Raw genomic sequence first — 18,231 nt, forward strand, 5'->3', positions numbered from 1 at the left:
TATCCAATTGCAATTATCGAATCACCGATTTATCGGGAAACCTCATTGTTTTTTATACTCTCTGCAAACAGGTTTTTAAACAAAACCTTCTAGTACAATTTTACCAATCGTCCTATTGCTCTCCAAAAATTTGTGGGCTTGACGGAGATTTTCTGCTGTGATCGGTCCAAGGACTTCGGCCAGTGTTGTCTTTAATTTTTGATGGTCCACAGCATCAGCAATACGATTAAGCAATAGATGTTGCTCAATCATATCATCTGTTTCGTAAACAGGGCGAGTAAACATAAACTCCCACACGAAGGTGACGCTTTTTTGCTTAAGTAATTTGAGGTCCAGCGGAGAGGCTGGATCATCAATTGCGCACACAACTCCTTGCGGAGAAATAGCCTCGCTAATACCGGCCCAGTGTTTTTCCAAAGCATTCAGGCAAAAAATGTACGGAACGTTTGTAAATCCAATTGCTTGAAGTTGTGGAAGGAGCGGGTCATGGTGATTAATGGTATAGTCCGCGCCCATTGATTTAACCCAGCTAACAGTTTCCGATCGGGAAGCAGTCCCGATTACAGTAAGCCCCGCTTGTTTTGCAAGCTGAGTGGCAATGGAACCTACACCCCCGGCTGCACCAATGATCAGCAGAGCCTTTCCATTGTTAGGGCCCGGATCTTGGGAAATAGACATTCGGGTAAATAACGCTTCCCAAGCTGTAATGGAGGTTAGGGGAAGAGCTGCAGCTTCCACAAAACTTAAGGAAACAGGTTTGCGCCCAACGATTCGTTCATCGACCAGATGGTATTCACTGTTTCCGCCTTGTCGTGCAATACTGCCAGCATAAAAAACTTCATCTCCCGGACGAAACAATGAACAGTCCGGTCCTGTCTCTTCGACGACTCCTGCTACATCCCAACCTAGAATTTTAGGAACTTCCTCAACTCTTTCTTTAGGAGCTCGTACCTTTGTATCAACAGGATTGACCGATATGGCCGCTACTTTGACCAAAATGTCACGACCCGTTGCTTTTGGTTTTTCTACAACTACGTCCACCAGGCTCTGGGGATTGTCAATTGGAAGGTAACGAGTTAATCCTACCGCCTTCATTGTTTTCATGATGAACCACATCCTTTCCTTATTAGTATACCAGTTATTAGTAATGGCTTAAAATAATTACTATTAGCCTATAGTTTCTAAGCATCAGTGAAATTTAGTGTTAATATAGATGTGAATGAGGTGTTATTAGTATGGAAGATATAACCTTAAGTTCACTGCTAGACGTCATTGGTGAAAGGAGTCACGCTATGTTTCGTATAGAGCAATTTAATAGATTTTATGGGAGAAAAATTTGGTGTAGCAGTTGAATCAAATGAGATAGGCGAGGAAACGGTACTGCTATATCACGAGGAACTAGACGAGAAACTCATTTCAGAGGATGTGTTGCAAATATTACCGAACCCAGTTTCATTTCACATATATATACAATTCAGAATCAGAGTGGGTTATTGGAATTGCCTTAGAAGCAGAAACCAATAATCCACTCTTTTTAGTTTGTCTAAAAGATGGGAGAAGGTTATCAGCAAAGATTGTAATAGTTAATAAAAGTAATTAAAGGAGGTGATAGGAAGTGTGGGAATCCAGTCATGGTTACGATTGCAACTGAAATAATAAAGGAAGTTACCAAAAATGATTAATAAAATGGATTAAAAATGCCTTGGTTTAGTCATGTTGGACCCTTCGAACATTTTAATTTTTAATGATGGGTAGAAAAAAAGCACCTTCCTTACAGTTAAGTGAAGGTGCTTCTTTTCTAATAGGTTTTGTAAAGCAACATTGTAAATGTAAGCATATGCTTAATTGTTTAATTCCGAAATATCCATTTCTTTTATGATTTCTGCTATCCGATTTTTCCCCCATTCATACATCATTTCAACGATAGGAAGTAAAGTCATCCCTAATTCAGTCATGGAATATTCCACTTTCGGTGGAACTTCTGGATAAACCTCGCGATGAACTATTCCATCTTCCATCAGTTCTCTTAATTGATTCGTTAATATTTTATGAGATATTTTTGGAAAAAGCCTTTGGAGATCACTGAATCGATGTGGTCCTTCTACCCCCAAATGCCATAAAATAACAATTTTCCATTTACCACTTATAATTGATAAGGTAAGTTCTTTTTCACAATTATAATCACCATTTATGATCTTTTCTTTAACTTCATCTCTAAATGTATCTGGCATAAATTCTTACCTCCTTATATGTATCAATTGTAACCTGTCGGTAACCTCCTTACAAAAAAGTGCATTCTTCACAGTGAAGAAAACAAGCAGTAGAATGAAATGGTCGTCTTACCGGCAAATCTTTTTCATTAATGAGGAGGAACTACAAATGAGTAAAAAAGCACTTTTAATTATACCACCAGAACGTTTCAATGAAGACGAATTATTTCAACCAAAAGCGGAATTGGAAAGCAACGGAATTGATGTGACAATTGCAAGTACAAAAACAGGTGAAATCATAGGGGATTATGAAGGTAAAGCTACTGCTGAGGTCATTTTCTCAGACGTTTTTGCTTCTGACTATGATGTTGTATCTGTTATTGGTGGATCTGGTACGAACGATCATCTATGGGAAAATAAAGAATTACAAGACTACTTGAAACAAGCGTATACTAATAAAGTTCTTGTAACAGGAATTTGTGCAGGTGCGGTTACTGTAGCTAAAACGGGTTTACTTACTGGAAGAGAAGCAACTTGCTATCCAGTAGATGTACAAAAAGACCAATTAAAAGCGAATAAAGTAACATATGTTGAAAAACATGTTGTTGCTCATGATGATATTATCACTGGTGATGGTCCAGATGGCGCTAAAGAATTTGGAGAAGCTTTAGTAAAAGCATTAAGCTAATTCTACATTTCCTCCCTGAATTTTCATATAATCGAAAGCCTACGGAATTAATTCCCTAGGCTTTTGGCTATCAAATTGTAAGAAAAATACACCAAAAATTAACTCTGATTCAATATGAACCGTGTTACTATATTTATAAAGTTTTACTAGGTCGTCTTTTAGTTGAATATCCTTCGAAAACAAGCCTCAACTTTTTGGTCATACTAAAAAAGTTAAGAGTAAACAGTTAAAAGCTTTCATAATTGAAGCGGATAAAGATTTAAAAGGGTATATTTTTTACACGATGCTGGGAGGGACATAAACTCCACTGCCACCTTAAAAACTTTATAAAAGAAAGAAAAACTACTCATTATTTAGGGGGATGAAAATGGAGCATATTGTAATTACTGCTGTATTAAAACCAAAAGAAGGCCTGCAGGGGCAACTATTATCAGAACTCAAAAAGGTACAAATGGCATCAAGGGAAGAGGCAGGTTGTATAAAGTATGACTTGCACCAATCTGAAGACCAAACTTTCGTTTTATATGAAGTGTGGAAGGATGAGGAAGCGCTGGAATACCATATTCAGTCGGCTCATTATCAGGAATACAGGAACAATATTGCAGACCTTGTATCAAATAGAGAAGTGTATAAGCTAAAAATAATGGAATAAGTTCAAAGATGGAGTGGCGGAACCTTCGAAAAAAAAAGTTATTTGCAGGTTTTTTAGTGGTCTTTTTTAAGATGGAAGCTTTTCGCCGTATCTCCTTCGAAACAAATCATTTGATTTGGAAGGACCAGATGGCTAATATATTAATATCGGGAATTACCGATTTGGCATGATGCTTTAGATCATCTATCCAGCTTCCATTGGGATAGTGATAATCGATATAGAAAGAGGCAAATGACATTGAAGCAGGAATTGGAACGCTTAAATGATGAACAAGCCGTTGAAATTTTTAAGGCATTGTCGAACCAGACGAGGGTGAGCATTCTTCAAATGTTAAAAGATCCATACAGTCATTTTTCACCGCAAGCCCATATTATTGCTGATGAAGGATTTAAAGGCGGGGTTTGCGTAGGGGATATCCGAAGCAAGGCCGGGATTTCGCAATCCACTACTTCACAGTATTTATCGATTCTGCTGCAAAGCGGACTGGTTGAAATGAAGCGAATCGGACAATGGACGTATTATCGCCGTAATGAGGAGACGATTAAAAAGTTCGAAAAATACATTGGTACAAAAATTTAAGGAGAAATTGAAGTGAGTTTATTACAGCATCGAGCATTTAACAGGTTGTACCAACAGGATAAAATGACACTTGGTTTCGCGATTCCGACGGCAAGGATGTCCAAATATCCGATTATGGAAAATCAGCTGTCGCTTGCCCGCAAAATTGAAGACCATGGTTTCGCGGCATTGTGGCTTCGGGACGTTACGATTCAGAATTTGAATATTGATGATAATGGTCAAATGTTTGATGTATGGATTTATTTGACCTATCTTGCGGCCCATACCAAGGATATTGCACTTGGGACGGCGAGTGTGGTCCTCCCGCTGCGCCATCCTGTCCGAGTGGCAAAGGAAGCATCATCTATTGACCGGTTGTTTCCCGAACGACTGATCATGGGAGTGGCTTCAGGAGACCGGGATAAAGATTTCACAGCTTTGGGAATATCCAAGCTGGAAAGTGGAGGGCTGTTTAAAAAGAATTATGCATTCCTTGAACGGCTGTTAAAGGAGGACAATCCTACAATCAACAGCGATTTAGGCATCATCGATGGAACGGATATGAGAATGATCCCCAAACCTTTTTCTTCGATTCCGACCATGGTGACAGGATTCAGCAATCAATCGATTGAATGGATCGCCCAGAATGGGGACGGCTGGATCCAGTACCCGAGGATTATCCCACAACAAACTCAATTGATTAACGAGTATCGCGAGTTGTCAGAAATTCACGTCCCAGGAGTGTTTAAACCTTTCACTCAGACTTTATTTATCGATTTATCGGAAAATCCCGATTCGTTTCCTGTTCCGATTCCGTTAGGATTTCGTGTAGGGCGCAAACAGTTATTAGAAATTCTATATCAATTTCAATCCATTGGTGTCAATCACCTGGCATTTGTATTGTATTTTTCAAAGCGCCCTCCCGAGGAAGTCATCCAGGAGCTTGGAGAGTTTGTGTTGCCTTACTTTCCGACTCATGAAATTCCAGTATTAGATTAGTTTTTAAAAAAATTAGATAAGGGAAGAAGATGTACTTATGTCTAAACATGCAAATAAACTAAACGAAATTCCATTCTCGGTGCTTGATCTTTCACCGATAACAGCCGGAAGTACTCCTGCTGACTCTTTCCGCCATACATTGGAACTAGCACAGCTTGCTGAAAAACTTGGTTACAACCGTTTTTGGCTCGCAGAACATCATAATATGCCGTTTATCGCCAGTTCCGCCACTTCTGTAGTGATGTCCCATGTGGCAGCCGGTACATCAAAAATCAGGATTGGTTCAGGAGGAATCATGCTGCCGAATCACGCACCGCTCGTCATCGCTGAGCAGTTTGGCACTCTTGAATCATTATATCCTGGGCGAATTGACCTTGGTCTGGGGCGGGCACCCGGTACAGATCAGGGGACCGCTCGTGCATTGAGACGCGACTTGGGAAGTACCGGAGATGACTTTCCTGAGCAATTAGCGGAACTCCGCGGTTACTTTGATCCATCACTGGCACAAGGGAACCCTATAAAAGCGATTCCAGGTGAAGGTTTGAATATTCCAGTCTGGCTGCTGGGTTCAAGCGGCTTCAGTGCGCAGCTGGCCGGAGAACTGGGTTTGCCATTCGCGTTTGCCGCCCATTTCTCGCCACTTAACACTCTGGGTGCTCTACAGATCTATCGCAAGGCGTTTAAGCCTTCGAATGTTCTCGATAAGCCGTATGCGATGGTGGCATTGAATATCATTACAGCAGAAACGGATAAAGAGGCAAAGCGCCTTTTTACAACAATACAGCAGCAATTTTTGAATCTGATGAGTGGCAACCTTACACCGCTTCAACCACCGGTAGATGACATATCCGAAGTGGCCAGCAGCTACCAATTAAAGGCTCTCGAGCAGCAATTAGGCTCATCGATTGTTGGCAGCCAGCAGACGGTAAAGGACAAGCTGCATACATTTTTGGAGGAGAGCCAGGCAGATGAAATCATGGCCATTGCCCAAGTTTACGACCACAAAGCTCGCCTGCATTCATACGAGCTTCTGGCAGAAATTACAAAAAGCGAAAGGTAAAAAGGAGGACATCAGCAAGGAAACCTTTTTGATTTTTCTAGGGAATTGAATATGGATGAAACCGTGAAATCAGGTTATGAGGTTGTTTACAGGATTCCTTAATTAAAAAGATAAAAGTTGTTAGAATAGGAGACAATGATATGAACTGCAAAATTAACCGAAATGCTGCTAAAGTGCTGAAACAAATGTTGGAAAGTGAAGAGGCTGAAGGGAAAATGGTTCGTGTCTACGTTACATTGGACCATGGGGACCATGCCCATTATGAAGTAAAACTTGATACGCCCACGGACCATGATGAAATTGTGAAAACAGACAAAGGCATTGATGTTTTACTTGATAAAAGGGAACCGTTTTTAGATGGGGTTTGGATCAAGTATTTCTATGTGCCGCAAGCAGGATTTGATATCACGAATTCTTCCAAAGGGCATCACCATCATTAAACACGTGACAGAGCGATACTAAAGGTTTTTATACCTTCATATATCTAGCAGTATCATATACTAAACACAGTAGATTACTTGTATTTATTGTGTTAAATGAGAATAATACCAACGATGCTTTTACAATTATAAGGGGGCTTATCATAATGAGCAAAAAAATTGCTACACTAATAACAGACTTATTTGAAGATGTAGAATTCACAGAACCAGCACAAGCATTTAAAGATGCTGGTCATCAAGTGATCACAATCGACATACAGGCTGGAAAAGATATTACTGGTAAAAAAGGTGAAGCAGTAAAAATAGATAAAGGAATTGGGGAAGTTAATCCTCAAGACTTTGATGCATTACTCATCCCTGGCGGCTTCTCTCCCGATTTATTACGTGAAGACGACCGTTTTGGTGAATTCGCAAAAGCATTTATACAAGAAGGTAAACCTGTTTTTGCCATTTGCCATGGCCCACAAGTATTAATTGATACAGACCTATTAAAAGGCGTCGACATAACAGGTTTCAAATCAATAAGGAATGATCTCAAAAATGCAGGTGCTAACTACAAAGATGAAGAAGTTGTAGTAAGCAATAATATTGTAACAAGCCGTTTTCCGGATGACATTCCTGCCTTTAATCGTGAATCCTTAAAATTATTAGCTGAATAATAGCGTAAGTACTCAATAGTATCGTTTTAGAAATTAATATTTCACAATGAACTTCAATACAAAAAAGGTTTTAATAAGAAAGGGGTTTTACTATGTCATTAAATGGTAAACGAGTAGTTGTTTTAGGGGGTACTTCTGGTATTGGTTTAGCAACTGCCAAAGCGTTTCTCGATCAATCAGCTCAAGTGATCATTGCCAGCCGTTCTGTTTCCAAATTAAATGAGGCAAAACAAGTTCTTGGTGGCAATGTAGAAGGAAATGAAATCGATTTTCGAAGCGAAGAAAAAGTAGCAGAATTTTTCAGCAAGGTTGGAAAATTTGACCACCTTGTGGTAACAGCAGGAGAAGGGGCAATGGGGCACTTTAGCGAATTGCCTGTTGCAAGTGCTAAAGAGGCGTTTGATAGTAAGTTCTGGGGGCAATATATTACCGTCCGTTCAGCACTTCCATATTTAAACAATGAGAGCTCAATCACCTTAACCTCTGGTGTATATGGCGTTCGTCCTCCTCAAGGCGCTACTACGTTAGCGGCAATCAATTCAGCCATTGAAGGATTGGTTCGAGGACTTTCCGTAGACCTAGCCCCTATTAGGGTAAACGTGGTTTCACCTGGAATTGTAGACACTCCAATCTATGCAGGAATGCCAGATGATCAAAGGCAAGCACTGTTCAACGGCATTGCAAAACAGCTCCCTGTTGGACGGATTGCAAAGCCGGAAGACATAGCTGAAACCTATGTATACCTTGCTAAAAATGGTTTTACTACTGGTACGGCTGTTCTTATTGATGGTGGAGCCCACTTAGTATAATGGCCTAAATGGATGTTGAACGGAAGCTTATCACCCTGCCAAGCAGCGGTTCTAACTAAAATAGAAATAAGGTAAGAATTAAGTAATTTACTGGTGGCAATACTGCAAAAGAGTATTGCCGCCTTTTTTGTTATTAGGTACATAAAAAGATACAAAAGGAAGTGTTGATTTTTAATGAGTGTACAGGACGAAAATAAATTAACAAAAATAAAAAATTCCCTTGAAAGTCGTGTAGTTACATTGCCTGATGGAACTTCTATGCCAAGAATAGGACAAGGTACTTGGTACATGGGAGAAAATCCTCAAATGAGAGAAAGGGAAATCAAAGCTTTACAACTCGGAATAGAATTAGGCATGAAACTAATAGATACGGCGGAAATGTATGGTGAAGGCGATTCTGAACGCTTAGTAGGTGAAGCAATTAAAGGACGAAGAGATGACGTCTTTTTAGTATCAAAGGTGTATCCTCATCATGCAGGATTAGATATGATTGCCAAAGCGTGTGAAAACAGTCTAAAAAGGCTGGGAACCGATCATCTTGATTTGTACCTTTTACACTGGCGAGGACGTGTGCCATTAGCAGAAACCATTGAAGGAATGGAAAAGCTACGCAAGGAAGAAAAAATAGTAAGGTGGGGAGTCTCTAATTTTGATACCGATGATATGAAAGAGTTATGGAACACCACTAACGGGAAAAATTGTATGACTAATCAAGTGTTATATCATCTTGGTTCAAGGGGTATAGATTATGATCTTTTACCATGGCAGCGAGAACATCACATGCCTATTATGGCATATAGCCCGCTAGCTCAAGGAGGTTCATTAAGAAGACAATTGTTAACGGATCCAACCATTAAAGAGATTGCAGAAAAATACGCTGTCCAACCCTTACAAATCGCTCTCGCTTGGACAATCCGTTCTAACGATTGTCTAGCTATTCCAAAAGCTGTTCAAGAAGAACATGTACTAGCAAATGCGAAAGCTACTATAATTAAATTAACAAAAGAGGATTTAAATAGACTTGATGAGGTATTTCCGCAACCGACTAGAAAAATGCCTTTGGACATTATATAGAAATTTTAGAGGATAGACAAAGAGAGAGGGGATTGAATGAATGTGTATGTCAACAGAGGTATTGGAAGATTTACTCCAGATGCAGCTAAAACCTCTTGTATGAAAGTTAGCTTCTATCTTATCCAATGCAAAGCAATAATTAGGAGATGAATGAATATGAATCCAATCGTTGAAACATTAACTGGAATAGATGGACTATCTGATCAAATGGTTGCAATGGATTAATTAAATGCAGCTAAAAGTGGAATTAGAAATTATGTGTTTGCAGTTACCGAATCAGGAACGCCTGAAGTTAAAGAGATTCTAACTCGTCACTTGGTGGAAGCTCTTGGTATGCATGAACCAATTTCTAGTTATATGGTAGAAAAGGGATGGTACCACGCTTGGGATATGAACGAACAAATCAATTTGGATCTTGATAATATTAATACAACATTAAACTTACCTAATCTATAGAAAATTTTTAGGAACAGTTTAACATTGACCAATAAAACGGTTCCTAAAAACCACTTTTTTGTGAAATGGTCGGAAATATATGAGTTTTTAAGATTGAAGGTAGAATGGTCAGCTAATTCCCGGATAAAAACCGATTAAACTTCACCTGACGTAATGTAAAAATTATTCAACTATTTTTTATTACGAAAAGGTAGAAGCAGGGAATTCATCAATTTTCATACGAAGTAAACTATAAGGTTTCTGTCGCAGGTCTTTTCCATAATGAAACCTTGCCTGCCGATGTAATTGGTTCACAATGACATATAAGTATTGATCCGGCCCAATTGAAAAAGTATCCGGCCATAAAATTCTCGGATCATGTGCGATGGTTTCCATTGTGCCATTCGGCAATATCTTTCGAATACTATTGTTCTCATAATCTCCGGCATAAACGGCCCCTTTTGCATCTGTAATCATTCCATCAGACGCACCTTTTTCTCCCCAATACTCCACATGATAAGGTAAATCCATGTCCAGTATATTTCTGTCTCTCAGGGCTTCTGTTGAGATCGAGAACAGATGACGACTTGTTAGTGGACAAAAAAATAATACCTTTCCATCAGGAGAAATCGCAATACCATCAGACGCCAATCTAAATGGAGATGTTGAGCCATCTTTGTTTCGGTTCATCAAAATTTCACCTTCTACTTTCGGTAAAAAATAAGGGTCGGGTGATGTTGAATTTGCTCCATTTAACCGTCTAAACGCGTTTCCATTTTCTAGATCTACAACGATAATAGCTCCTGGTCCTTTGGAAGATGAATCTGTTATATATGCATAACCCGCTTTTCCAACACGAAAATCAAAACGGACATCATTCAGATAAGTTGTTGGCAGGACAACATCTTCTGTAAAGGTATATACTTTTCTTATTGTATTGGTTTTTAAATCAACAGCGACTAATTTTGCCCCTCCTTTAATAGGTTCAGAAAAATTCGGTGCTGCTGTATCTAATACCCAAAGTGTTCCCCTTCCATCCGCAACAACACTTTGGACACTGATAAAAGACATTATGATATTACCTTGATTACCCAAATTGGTTTCTAAACTAGGATAAGGCTGCAAAGTATCCCCAACAATCTCCGCAACTGTGAATTTAACGTCGTCTCCCCATTTCGGAAAGCAAATGAAAATACGACCGGTTTCTGATACACTAACGCCTGTGGGCATAGCCCCATAAAATCCATAGACTAGTTCTAACTTACCGAAATATTTTTCCATAGGTAACATAGGTTTCATGATCTCCTCCTCAAAAATTTCGCACGGGATATCACCTATATATGATTTAAATTTTTTTTAGTTCCTGGTTCTTCATTAGCTAAAAAATTGTAAATTAAATCCTAACTAATCCAAGTGAAATTGTTTTTACCTAAAAGTACTACTATCACTGGAAATTTTAACCTAGAAATATTGGATTAGTCTCCAAAACCTAATTAAGAAAGGAGATACATCGCTAGTAGGGTTCACCAGTTTGTTTATGCCTTTCTCCATTCACAATCCCCACAGGAAAGTTTCCTATTTTATTTTCTTATAGTGAAAAAACATTGGAAAAAATTCAAAGAGTCTAGCATCTAGTTAACGAGTGCTAGACTTTTTACTCTAATTTAGAAAAACCTCATTTAGATAAACCAAGGAGAACCGTATCATAAGTGAGGTTGTATATAAATTAGGTATTTTTATACTAATAAAGATGCCAATACAACTGTCATTTATGCACGTATTTTATGGAATGCAATTCAAAACGGAAGCCTTAACTTGGAAATACAATTCGCTTCACAATATACCCTTAAGGGTATATAATTATTTTTGTATTATACATCTTGGAGGTTATTCAATGGTTATTTCGTGTGTTATTGGATTTAAGAGACTATCAAACATCTTCAAAAGAGGTGATTCCGAATTCAGTAAACATACCATATGCTTATTTAAAGCGATATTACAAAGAAATACCTAATAAGAAACTTCTAATCATCGCTTCGGATTCAATTGAAAAGAATCTAGCCATTCGTTTTTTAAGAAAAAGACAATTTTCCATTCATGGTTTTATGATTTTAGATGAAAAAAGGAGTGAAAACAAATGGAGTATGATAAGCAAACAAAAAATAGGTTGAAGCGTACCGAAGGACAAATAAGAGGGATCTTACGTATGATGGAAGAGCAACAGGATTGTGAGAAAGTCATTAACCAGTTATCGGCTGTTAGTTCTGCCATTAGCCATACAGTTGGAGTCATTGTGAGTGAAAATCTTAAGTATTGTTTAATGGAACAATCCGATTCCGACAACAACGATGAACTTGTTAATGATGCTGTTAAACTTTTGGTTAGAAGTCGAAAATAAAAAGTATTGACATGAATTTTTTTCTTTGTTAATATACCCCTATGGGTATTAAAAATAAATCCTCTCAAGATAGGTAGAGAGTAAAATTAAGGAGATGAATGGACTTGAGTACAAGCACCATAATCATGATTATTTTATTGGTTGGATTTTTTACTTGGAGGCTTATTCCTGTAAAAGGGGTACGCAATATAACAACGGGTCAATTAAAAGCTGAACTTGGTGATAAGAACAAACAATATATTGATGTTCGTACACCAATGGAGTTCAAGGGCCGAAATATTAAAGGATTTAAGAATATTCCACTTGATCAATTATCTAATAAAGCAGCAACGCTAGCAAAAGATAAGGAAGTCATTGTTATTTGCCAAAGTGGTATGAGAAGTACGCAAGCCTCAAAAATCTTAAAAAAATTAGGTTTTAAACAAATTACTAATGTAAAGGGCGGCATGAGCGCCTGGAATTAAAAATTAGGGGGAATTGGAAGATGAAACGCATTACAGCTAAAGAAGTGGAACAAAAACTTGTAAATGGTGAAAAGTTAAATATCATTGATGTTCGTGAAGTGGCAGAAGTGGCAACAGGTAAAATTCCTAATGCCGTAAATATTCCATTAGGATTAGTGGAGTTTAAAATGCCAGATCTTGATAAAAAAGAAAAGTATATTATTGTTTGTCGTTCAGGAGCAAGAAGCTCACAAGCAACCATGTTCCTAGAAAGCTATGGCTTTGATGTTACGAACATGGATGGCGGTATGATGGCCTGGGAAGGCGAATTTGAATTTTAAACCAATCATTGATTATATAAAGGGAAAACCTCAAAAATTTTTAAGAAAAATAATACCATACCGGGTAATTTCTGATAGTGCATCAGCTGATTAGCAACAAGAGTAAGAAATTGGGCCAATTCGTTGCGCCCTTTATCACACACATTAATCGGAAGGTGGCTGTACTATGCAAGACGAACCAAAAAAAGCTGGATTGCACCACAACAGGTTCCTGAGGAATTCACCAATCTAATACGTCTGGGAACGACGGGAAAAAAGGAAAATACTATTCCTATATGACCTGGAACGTTAGTATGGCTCCTGGTAGGAGGAATTTACCTTATTATAAAAGCATTAAGTAAATTATTTTAATAAAGGAGAGGTATCATGAGTTTAGTGAAGCGACACCTAAAATTATAATAAAAATCAAAAAGCAGTGCAGTTTTCACTGCTTTTTGATTTTTATTAGTGCAATAGACAATAATACGTATGTGGGTATACTATATATCGAAATCAAATTTAAGAGGAGCATATTAAAAAGGAGTGTTGTATCAAATGGAATACAATGATCAAATGAAAAATAGAATTAAACGGATGGAAGGCCAGGTTAGAGGAATTTTAAGAATGATGGAAGAAGATAAAGATTGTCGTGCGGTTATTACTCAAATGTCAGCCGTTCGTTCAGCCGTAGACAGAACAATTGGAGTAATTGTTAGCTCGAACTTAGTGGAATGTGTACTTGATGCCGAAAAAAGTGGTGAGAAAACAGATGTGTTAATAAAGGATGCAGTAAATTTACTTGTGAAAAGTAGATAAAAAAGTTCACAGTGTTGACATATATATTTATATTTAGTAATATACCCATAGGGGTAATGTCCAGTGCAAAAAACAACCTCAAAGGAGATTATAAAAAATGAACGCAGATAAAATTCTTGATGCTAAAGGTTTAGCATGTCCTATGCCAATTGTAAAAACAAAAAAAGCTATTAATGAACTTACCACTGGTCAAGTTTTAGAGATCCATACTACTGATAAAGGCGCAAAGAATGATCTTTCTGCTTGGGCAAAATCAGGCGGACATGAACTTCTAAATTTTGAAGAGGATCAAGATGTTTTAAAATTTTGGATTAAAAAGGGATAATTTTTTTTAGAAAGTTCAATACCTGTACAGGTATAGGTAAAACAACAATTTAGGGGGAATCATTTTGACAGAAACAAAAAAGACAACAATTGTTTTATTTAGTGGAGATTACGATAAAGCCATGGCTGCATACATCATAGCAAATGGAGCTGCTGCTTATGACCATGAAGTAACTATTTTTCATACATTTTGGGGATTAAATGCCTTACGTAAAGATGAAAACATTATGGTTAAAAAGGGCTTTATTGAAAAAATGTTTGCTAAGATGATGCCAAGAGGCGCAGATAAGATGGGCCTTTCTAAAATGAATTTTGCAGGCTTTGGTCCAAAGATGATAAAAGATATTATGAAAAAACACAATGCTATGCCGTTACCACAATTAATTGAGATGGCACAAGAACAAGATATTAAGCTTGTTGCATGTACGATGACGATGGATCTTTTAGGATTAAAGCAAGAAGAGCTACTAGATAATATTGAATATGCAGGTGTAGCAGCGTATTTAGCTGATGCTGAAGATGGAAATGTAAACTTGTTTATTTAATAGAATAATAGAAATTAAACCTTGTATGGTATTTTTAGGAGGCAGATTATGACATCATTAAAAACGGATTTAGTTTTAGATGCAAAAGGATTAGCATGCCCAATGCCGATCGTGAAGACAAAAAAGGCTATGACCGGTTTAGAAGCTGGCCAAGTATTAGAAGTTTTGGCCACTGATAAGGGTTCAAAAGCAGATATTAAAGCTTGGGCAAAAAGTTCAGGTCATCAATATTTAGGTATAATCGAAGAAGGCGATGTGCTTAAACACTACCTTAGAAAAGCTTCTTCTAACGAAGAAGTTGACGAAAGAAAGCATCCGCATGTAACTTCAAATGAAGAACTTGTAACGAAGTTAGATGCAAATGAAAACATCGTTGTACTCGATGTAAGAGAAGTAGCTGAATATGTGTTTAATCATATTCCAAATGCAGTTTCCATTCCTTTAGGTGAATTGGATGAAAGAGTAAATGAATTAAGTAAAGATGCTGAAATTTTCGTTGTCTGCCGAACAGGTAATCGAAGTGATTTTGCGGCACAAAAATTAATAGAAAAGGGCTTTAGTAAAGTCTTTAATGTAGTGCCAGGTATGAGTGAGTGGACTGGTAAAACAACAAGCTTAAACAACTAATCAAATGGGGCTTAATCGCCCCACAATTAAAAAATCTTCTTTTTTTTGATATTAAATATACCGTAGGGGGTAATATAAGCATGACAGTTAAAGTAATGACTTCAAAAGAAGTAACTAAAAAGGTATTTAATAAAGAACCATTATTTATTCTCGATGTTCGTAACGAAAGCGATTTTCAAGATTGGAAAATTGAAGGGGGAAATTTTGAGTATTTAAATATTCCATACTTTGAGTTGCTTGATGGGGTAGAAGAAATTTTAAATAAAATTCCGACTGATAAAGAGCTATTAGTGGTATGTGCTAAGGAAGGCTCTTCTGTTATGGTGGCAGAGATGCTTTCAGAAGATGGTTTATCAGTTTCCTATCTTCAAGGCGGTATGAAAGCTTGGAGTGAGCACTTAGAGCCTGTAAAGGTAGGAGATTTAAAAGACGGAGGAGAGATTTATCAATTTGTTCGGATTGGTAAAGGCTGTCTATCGTATATGGTCGTTTCAAAAGGTGAAGCTGCAATTATTGACGCTACAAGAATGACTGATATTTATCTTGAATTCGCAGATAGTGTTAATGCAACTATTACTCATGTCTTTGATACACATTTACATGCAGACCATATTTCTGGTGGACGTGTGATTGCTGAAAAAACAAATGCAACTTATTGGTTACCTCCAAAGGACGCAACCGAAGTAACATTCGAATACCAACCTTTAGAGGGTGGCAAGGATGTAACAATTGGTGGCACAACGATTAATATCCATGCATTGTATTCCCCAGGGCATACTATCGGATCTACTTCATTTGTAGTAGATGAAAAATACCTACTTTCTGGTGATATTTTATTTATTGATTCAATTGGACGTCCGGACCTTGCTGGAATGGCAGAGGATTGGGTTGCTGATTTAAGAGAAAGCCTTTATAAGCGTTATAGAGAGTTATCTGAAGAATTAATTGTGTTACCTGCTCATTTTATGATCATTGACGAATTGAATGCAGATGGAAGTGTATCTGAAAAGTTAGGTGCGTTATTTGCAAAGAACCACGGTTTAAATATTGCAGATGAAAATGAGTTTAGGAAATTAGTTACCGAAAATCTGCCACCACAGCCCAATGCATATCAAGAGATTCGTGAAACAAATATGGGAAAAATTAATCCTGACGTTGAAAAACAACGCGAAATGGAAATTGGACCAAATCGCTGTGCGGTACGTTAATATGCATTTAATAAATGGGAAATCGAGATATTTAAAAAACTTGGAGGTATTTATATAATGGACGTAACAAAAGTTTTAGATGCCAAAGGACTTGCATGTCCGATGCCAATTGTAAAAACTAAAAAAGCAATGAATGATCTTGAAGCAGGTCAAATATTAGAAATTCATACAACTGATAAAGGTGCAAAAAATGACCTGGCTGCATGGGCAAAATCAGGCGGTCATGAACTGTTAAAGTATGAAGAAGAAGGTACTGTTTTAAAGTTCTGGATTAAAAAGGGATAATAATAGCGGGAACCGTCATGGTTCCCTTTTTAAGGAGGAGAAACAATGGGTATCGATTTTGTAATTACCATATTCTTAATTGGTTTTGTAGGCTCATTTATTTCAGGTATGTTAGGAATCGGTGGTGCCATCATTAACTTCCCGATGCTATTGCTTATCCCATCTGCTCTTGGTGTGGCTCATTTTACAGCACATGATGTAGCAGGTATTACTGCGATACAAGTATTCTTTGCTACAATTGGTGGAGTTTGGGCTTACCGAAAAGGCGGATATCTAAATAAAAAATTGATTGGTTATATGGGAATCAGTATCCTAATTGGAAGCTTTGTGGGTGGATTTGGTTCAACTCTTCTGCCGGAAAGCGGAATTAATATTGTCTATGGAGTTTTAGCATTGTTAGCCGTTATTATGATGTTTATTCCTAAAAAAGGGATCGATGATATCCCTTTGGACCAAGTCAAATTCAACAAGTCGCTTGCTGTAGTACTTGCATTAATTGTAGGAATCGGAGCAGGAATTGTTGGAGCAGGCGGTGCATTTTTATTAGTCCCAATTATGCTTGTTGTTCTAAAGATTCCAACAAGAATGACGATCGCATCTTCTTTAGCCATTACGTTCATTTCTTCTATAGGGGCAACGGTTGGAAAAATTTCAACAGGACAGGTGGAAATCCTTCCTTCACTCATTATGATAGTTGCAAGTCTGCTTGCTTCTCCTCTAGGTGTTAAAATGGGTAAAAGGATGAATACAAAGGTTTTACAAGTAATCTTAGGAATATTGATCTTTTCAACTGCTGTGAAAATTTGGATAGATATTTTATAATTATTTAATGGGGTGGTAATAAAATGGTGGTTACAGAAAACTCTAATGAAAGAAAAGAGTAAAAGAATCTTGATGCGTTAACAAACAGCCTTTTGATATTAATTTTAGTTTGGAAGGTCAGTCTCATTTTATTAGAACCAACCCATATATTAAAAAGTCCTATTTCAATCCTTTATTTTACTGGAGGCACTAAAGGGCTAGTAATAGCGACATTCATCTCCCTTATTTATTTTATTCATAAAAATATGAAAGCCGAAATTTCAAATAAGCTTATTTTCCAAACTATTCTTATCTTCAGTTTAACAGTTCTTAGCAGTTATCATTTTACTACCTTTCTTGCTCAAGATGCTACCTCATTATCGTCGGTAAATAAAACAGAAAAAGGTGAAGTTAAGAAAGCTGCATCAACATCAAAGGATCTAGAAATAGGGCTGCGGGAAGGGAATAAGGCGCCGAATTTTGGATAAAAAACTTTGGATGGACAAGAAATTAAGCTTTCTGATATGGTAGGGAAGAAAGTAATATTAAATTTCTGGGCGACATGGTGTCCACCATGTAAAGCTGAGGTTCCGCATTTGCAGGAGTTTTATGAGGAGCAAAAAAATAATCAAGTAACAATTTTAGCTGTAAATTTAACTACTTCCGAAAAAAGCAGTTATAACGTTGGATCTTTTGTGAAAGATTATGGCTTAACTTTCCCAATCGTACTTGACAGTGATGGGCAAGTCAGCCAAACATACCAAACTGTTACTATTCCAACCAGTTATATTATTGATACCAAAGGCGTTATTAGGAAAAAAATTGTAGGTCCTATGGATAAAGAAATGATGACAGAGTTAATACAAGCTATGGATTAAAC

The 18,231-nt window shown here is 37.4% G+C and carries 23 protein-coding genes and 1 pseudogene; 21 read left to right on the forward strand and 3 right to left on the reverse strand.

Annotated elements, in window-relative coordinates:
• Nucleotides 1-75: 75 nt before the first annotated feature.
• Complete coding sequence (locus tag AA0X95_RS15065; protein WP_413299155.1) at nucleotides 76-1,104, reverse strand: zinc-binding alcohol dehydrogenase family protein; 1,029 nt, start codon at nucleotides 1,102-1,104, stop codon at nucleotides 76-78.
• A gap of 737 nt (nucleotides 1,105-1,841) precedes the next feature.
• Nucleotides 1,842-2,231: a winged helix-turn-helix transcriptional regulator gene (locus AA0X95_RS15070; protein WP_031537027.1), complete on the reverse strand. Its 390-nt coding sequence runs from the start codon at nucleotides 2,229-2,231 to the stop codon at nucleotides 1,842-1,844.
• 148 nt (nucleotides 2,232-2,379) lie between these two features.
• On the opposite strand from AA0X95_RS15070, the gene AA0X95_RS15075 reads away from it, so the two are divergent.
• The 10 genes and pseudogenes from AA0X95_RS15075 (at nucleotide 2,380) to AA0X95_RS15120 (ending at nucleotide 9,605) form a co-directional block, all read left to right on the forward strand.
• The gene (locus AA0X95_RS15075; RefSeq protein WP_413299157.1) at nucleotides 2,380-2,898 is read left to right on the forward strand and encodes a DJ-1/PfpI family protein; all 519 of its coding nucleotides are present in this window, start codon (nucleotides 2,380-2,382) and stop codon (nucleotides 2,896-2,898) included.
• A 367-nt stretch (nucleotides 2,899-3,265) separates the two neighbouring features.
• The gene (locus AA0X95_RS15080) at nucleotides 3,266-3,550 is read left to right on the forward strand and encodes a putative quinol monooxygenase (protein WP_413299159.1); all 285 of its coding nucleotides are present in this window, start codon (nucleotides 3,266-3,268) and stop codon (nucleotides 3,548-3,550) included.
• A 231-nt stretch (nucleotides 3,551-3,781) separates the two neighbouring features.
• Nucleotides 3,782-4,129 carry an ArsR/SmtB family transcription factor gene (locus AA0X95_RS15085; protein ID WP_413299161.1) on the forward strand — a complete coding sequence of 116 codons (348 nt, stop codon included), beginning with the start codon at nucleotides 3,782-3,784 and terminating at the stop codon, nucleotides 4,127-4,129.
• Nucleotides 4,130-4,141: 12 nt separating this feature from the next.
• A complete protein-coding gene (locus tag AA0X95_RS15090; RefSeq protein WP_413299163.1) occupies nucleotides 4,142-5,107 on the forward strand; it encodes a TIGR03571 family LLM class oxidoreductase in 966 nt (321 codons plus the stop codon).
• 37 nt (nucleotides 5,108-5,144) lie between these two features.
• Nucleotides 5,145-6,167: an LLM class flavin-dependent oxidoreductase gene (locus tag AA0X95_RS15095; RefSeq protein WP_251455838.1), complete on the forward strand. Its 1,023-nt coding sequence runs from the start codon at nucleotides 5,145-5,147 to the stop codon at nucleotides 6,165-6,167.
• A gap of 140 nt (nucleotides 6,168-6,307) precedes the next feature.
• The gene (locus AA0X95_RS15100; protein WP_192654929.1) at nucleotides 6,308-6,607 is read left to right on the forward strand and encodes an iron-sulfur cluster assembly accessory protein; all 300 of its coding nucleotides are present in this window, start codon (nucleotides 6,308-6,310) and stop codon (nucleotides 6,605-6,607) included.
• Nucleotides 6,608-6,753: 146 nt separating this feature from the next.
• The gene (locus tag AA0X95_RS15105; protein WP_327836157.1) at nucleotides 6,754-7,266 is read left to right on the forward strand and encodes a type 1 glutamine amidotransferase domain-containing protein; all 513 of its coding nucleotides are present in this window, start codon (nucleotides 6,754-6,756) and stop codon (nucleotides 7,264-7,266) included.
• Nucleotides 7,267-7,358: 92 nt separating this feature from the next.
• Nucleotides 7,359-8,075, forward strand: a complete 717-nt coding sequence (locus AA0X95_RS15110; protein WP_413299166.1) for an SDR family oxidoreductase — start codon at nucleotides 7,359-7,361, stop codon at nucleotides 8,073-8,075.
• Between the two features lie 174 nt (nucleotides 8,076-8,249).
• Nucleotides 8,250-9,149 carry an aldo/keto reductase gene (locus AA0X95_RS15115; protein WP_413299168.1) on the forward strand — a complete coding sequence of 300 codons (900 nt, stop codon included), beginning with the start codon at nucleotides 8,250-8,252 and terminating at the stop codon, nucleotides 9,147-9,149.
• Between the two features lie 156 nt (nucleotides 9,150-9,305).
• Nucleotides 9,306-9,605 (forward strand): annotated as a pseudogene (locus AA0X95_RS15120) (spore coat protein).
• A 180-nt stretch (nucleotides 9,606-9,785) separates the two neighbouring features.
• Here the strand turns inward: AA0X95_RS15120 and AA0X95_RS15125 are convergent.
• Nucleotides 9,786-10,883, reverse strand: a complete 1,098-nt coding sequence (locus AA0X95_RS15125) for an L-dopachrome tautomerase-related protein (RefSeq protein ID WP_413299170.1) — start codon at nucleotides 10,881-10,883, stop codon at nucleotides 9,786-9,788.
• Between the two features lie 838 nt (nucleotides 10,884-11,721).
• Here AA0X95_RS15125 and AA0X95_RS15130 point away from each other — a divergent pair.
• From AA0X95_RS15130 to AA0X95_RS15180, 11 genes are all read left to right on the forward strand, one after another.
• The gene (locus AA0X95_RS15130) at nucleotides 11,722-11,982 is read left to right on the forward strand and encodes a metal-sensitive transcriptional regulator (protein WP_413299172.1); all 261 of its coding nucleotides are present in this window, start codon (nucleotides 11,722-11,724) and stop codon (nucleotides 11,980-11,982) included.
• A 98-nt stretch (nucleotides 11,983-12,080) separates the two neighbouring features.
• Complete coding sequence (locus tag AA0X95_RS15135; RefSeq protein ID WP_413299174.1) at nucleotides 12,081-12,446, forward strand: rhodanese-like domain-containing protein; 366 nt, start codon at nucleotides 12,081-12,083, stop codon at nucleotides 12,444-12,446.
• A gap of 20 nt (nucleotides 12,447-12,466) precedes the next feature.
• Nucleotides 12,467-12,766 (forward strand): rhodanese-like domain-containing protein, encoded by a 300-nt coding sequence (locus tag AA0X95_RS15140; RefSeq protein ID WP_413299176.1) that lies wholly within the window; start codon nucleotides 12,467-12,469, stop codon nucleotides 12,764-12,766.
• A gap of 534 nt (nucleotides 12,767-13,300) precedes the next feature.
• On the forward strand, nucleotides 13,301-13,561 hold the full coding sequence (locus tag AA0X95_RS15145; RefSeq protein WP_413299178.1) for a metal-sensitive transcriptional regulator: 261 nt from the start codon (nucleotides 13,301-13,303) through the stop codon (nucleotides 13,559-13,561).
• Nucleotides 13,562-13,658: 97 nt separating this feature from the next.
• Nucleotides 13,659-13,886, forward strand: a complete 228-nt coding sequence (locus tag AA0X95_RS15150) for a sulfurtransferase TusA family protein (RefSeq protein WP_413299180.1) — start codon at nucleotides 13,659-13,661, stop codon at nucleotides 13,884-13,886.
• 64 nt (nucleotides 13,887-13,950) lie between these two features.
• Nucleotides 13,951-14,430: a DsrE/DsrF/DrsH-like family protein gene (locus AA0X95_RS15155; RefSeq protein WP_413299182.1), complete on the forward strand. Its 480-nt coding sequence runs from the start codon at nucleotides 13,951-13,953 to the stop codon at nucleotides 14,428-14,430.
• 48 nt (nucleotides 14,431-14,478) lie between these two features.
• A complete protein-coding gene (locus AA0X95_RS15160; RefSeq protein WP_413299184.1) occupies nucleotides 14,479-15,057 on the forward strand; it encodes a sulfurtransferase TusA family protein in 579 nt (192 codons plus the stop codon).
• An 80-nt stretch (nucleotides 15,058-15,137) separates the two neighbouring features.
• A complete protein-coding gene (locus AA0X95_RS15165) occupies nucleotides 15,138-16,265 on the forward strand; it encodes an MBL fold metallo-hydrolase (RefSeq protein WP_413299186.1) in 1,128 nt (375 codons plus the stop codon).
• A 57-nt stretch (nucleotides 16,266-16,322) separates the two neighbouring features.
• Entirely contained in the window at nucleotides 16,323-16,550 is a 228-nt protein-coding gene (locus AA0X95_RS15170; RefSeq protein WP_413299188.1) for a sulfurtransferase TusA family protein, read from the forward strand.
• 45 nt (nucleotides 16,551-16,595) lie between these two features.
• Nucleotides 16,596-17,372, forward strand: a complete 777-nt coding sequence (locus tag AA0X95_RS15175; protein ID WP_413299190.1) for a sulfite exporter TauE/SafE family protein — start codon at nucleotides 16,596-16,598, stop codon at nucleotides 17,370-17,372.
• A gap of 473 nt (nucleotides 17,373-17,845) precedes the next feature.
• A complete protein-coding gene (locus AA0X95_RS15180; protein ID WP_413299192.1) occupies nucleotides 17,846-18,229 on the forward strand; it encodes a TlpA disulfide reductase family protein in 384 nt (127 codons plus the stop codon).
• Nucleotides 18,230-18,231 lie beyond the last annotated feature (2 nt).

Source organism: Neobacillus phoenicis (genome assembly GCF_047302305.1).
GTDB lineage: Bacteria > Bacillota > Bacilli > Bacillales > Cytobacillaceae > Neobacillus.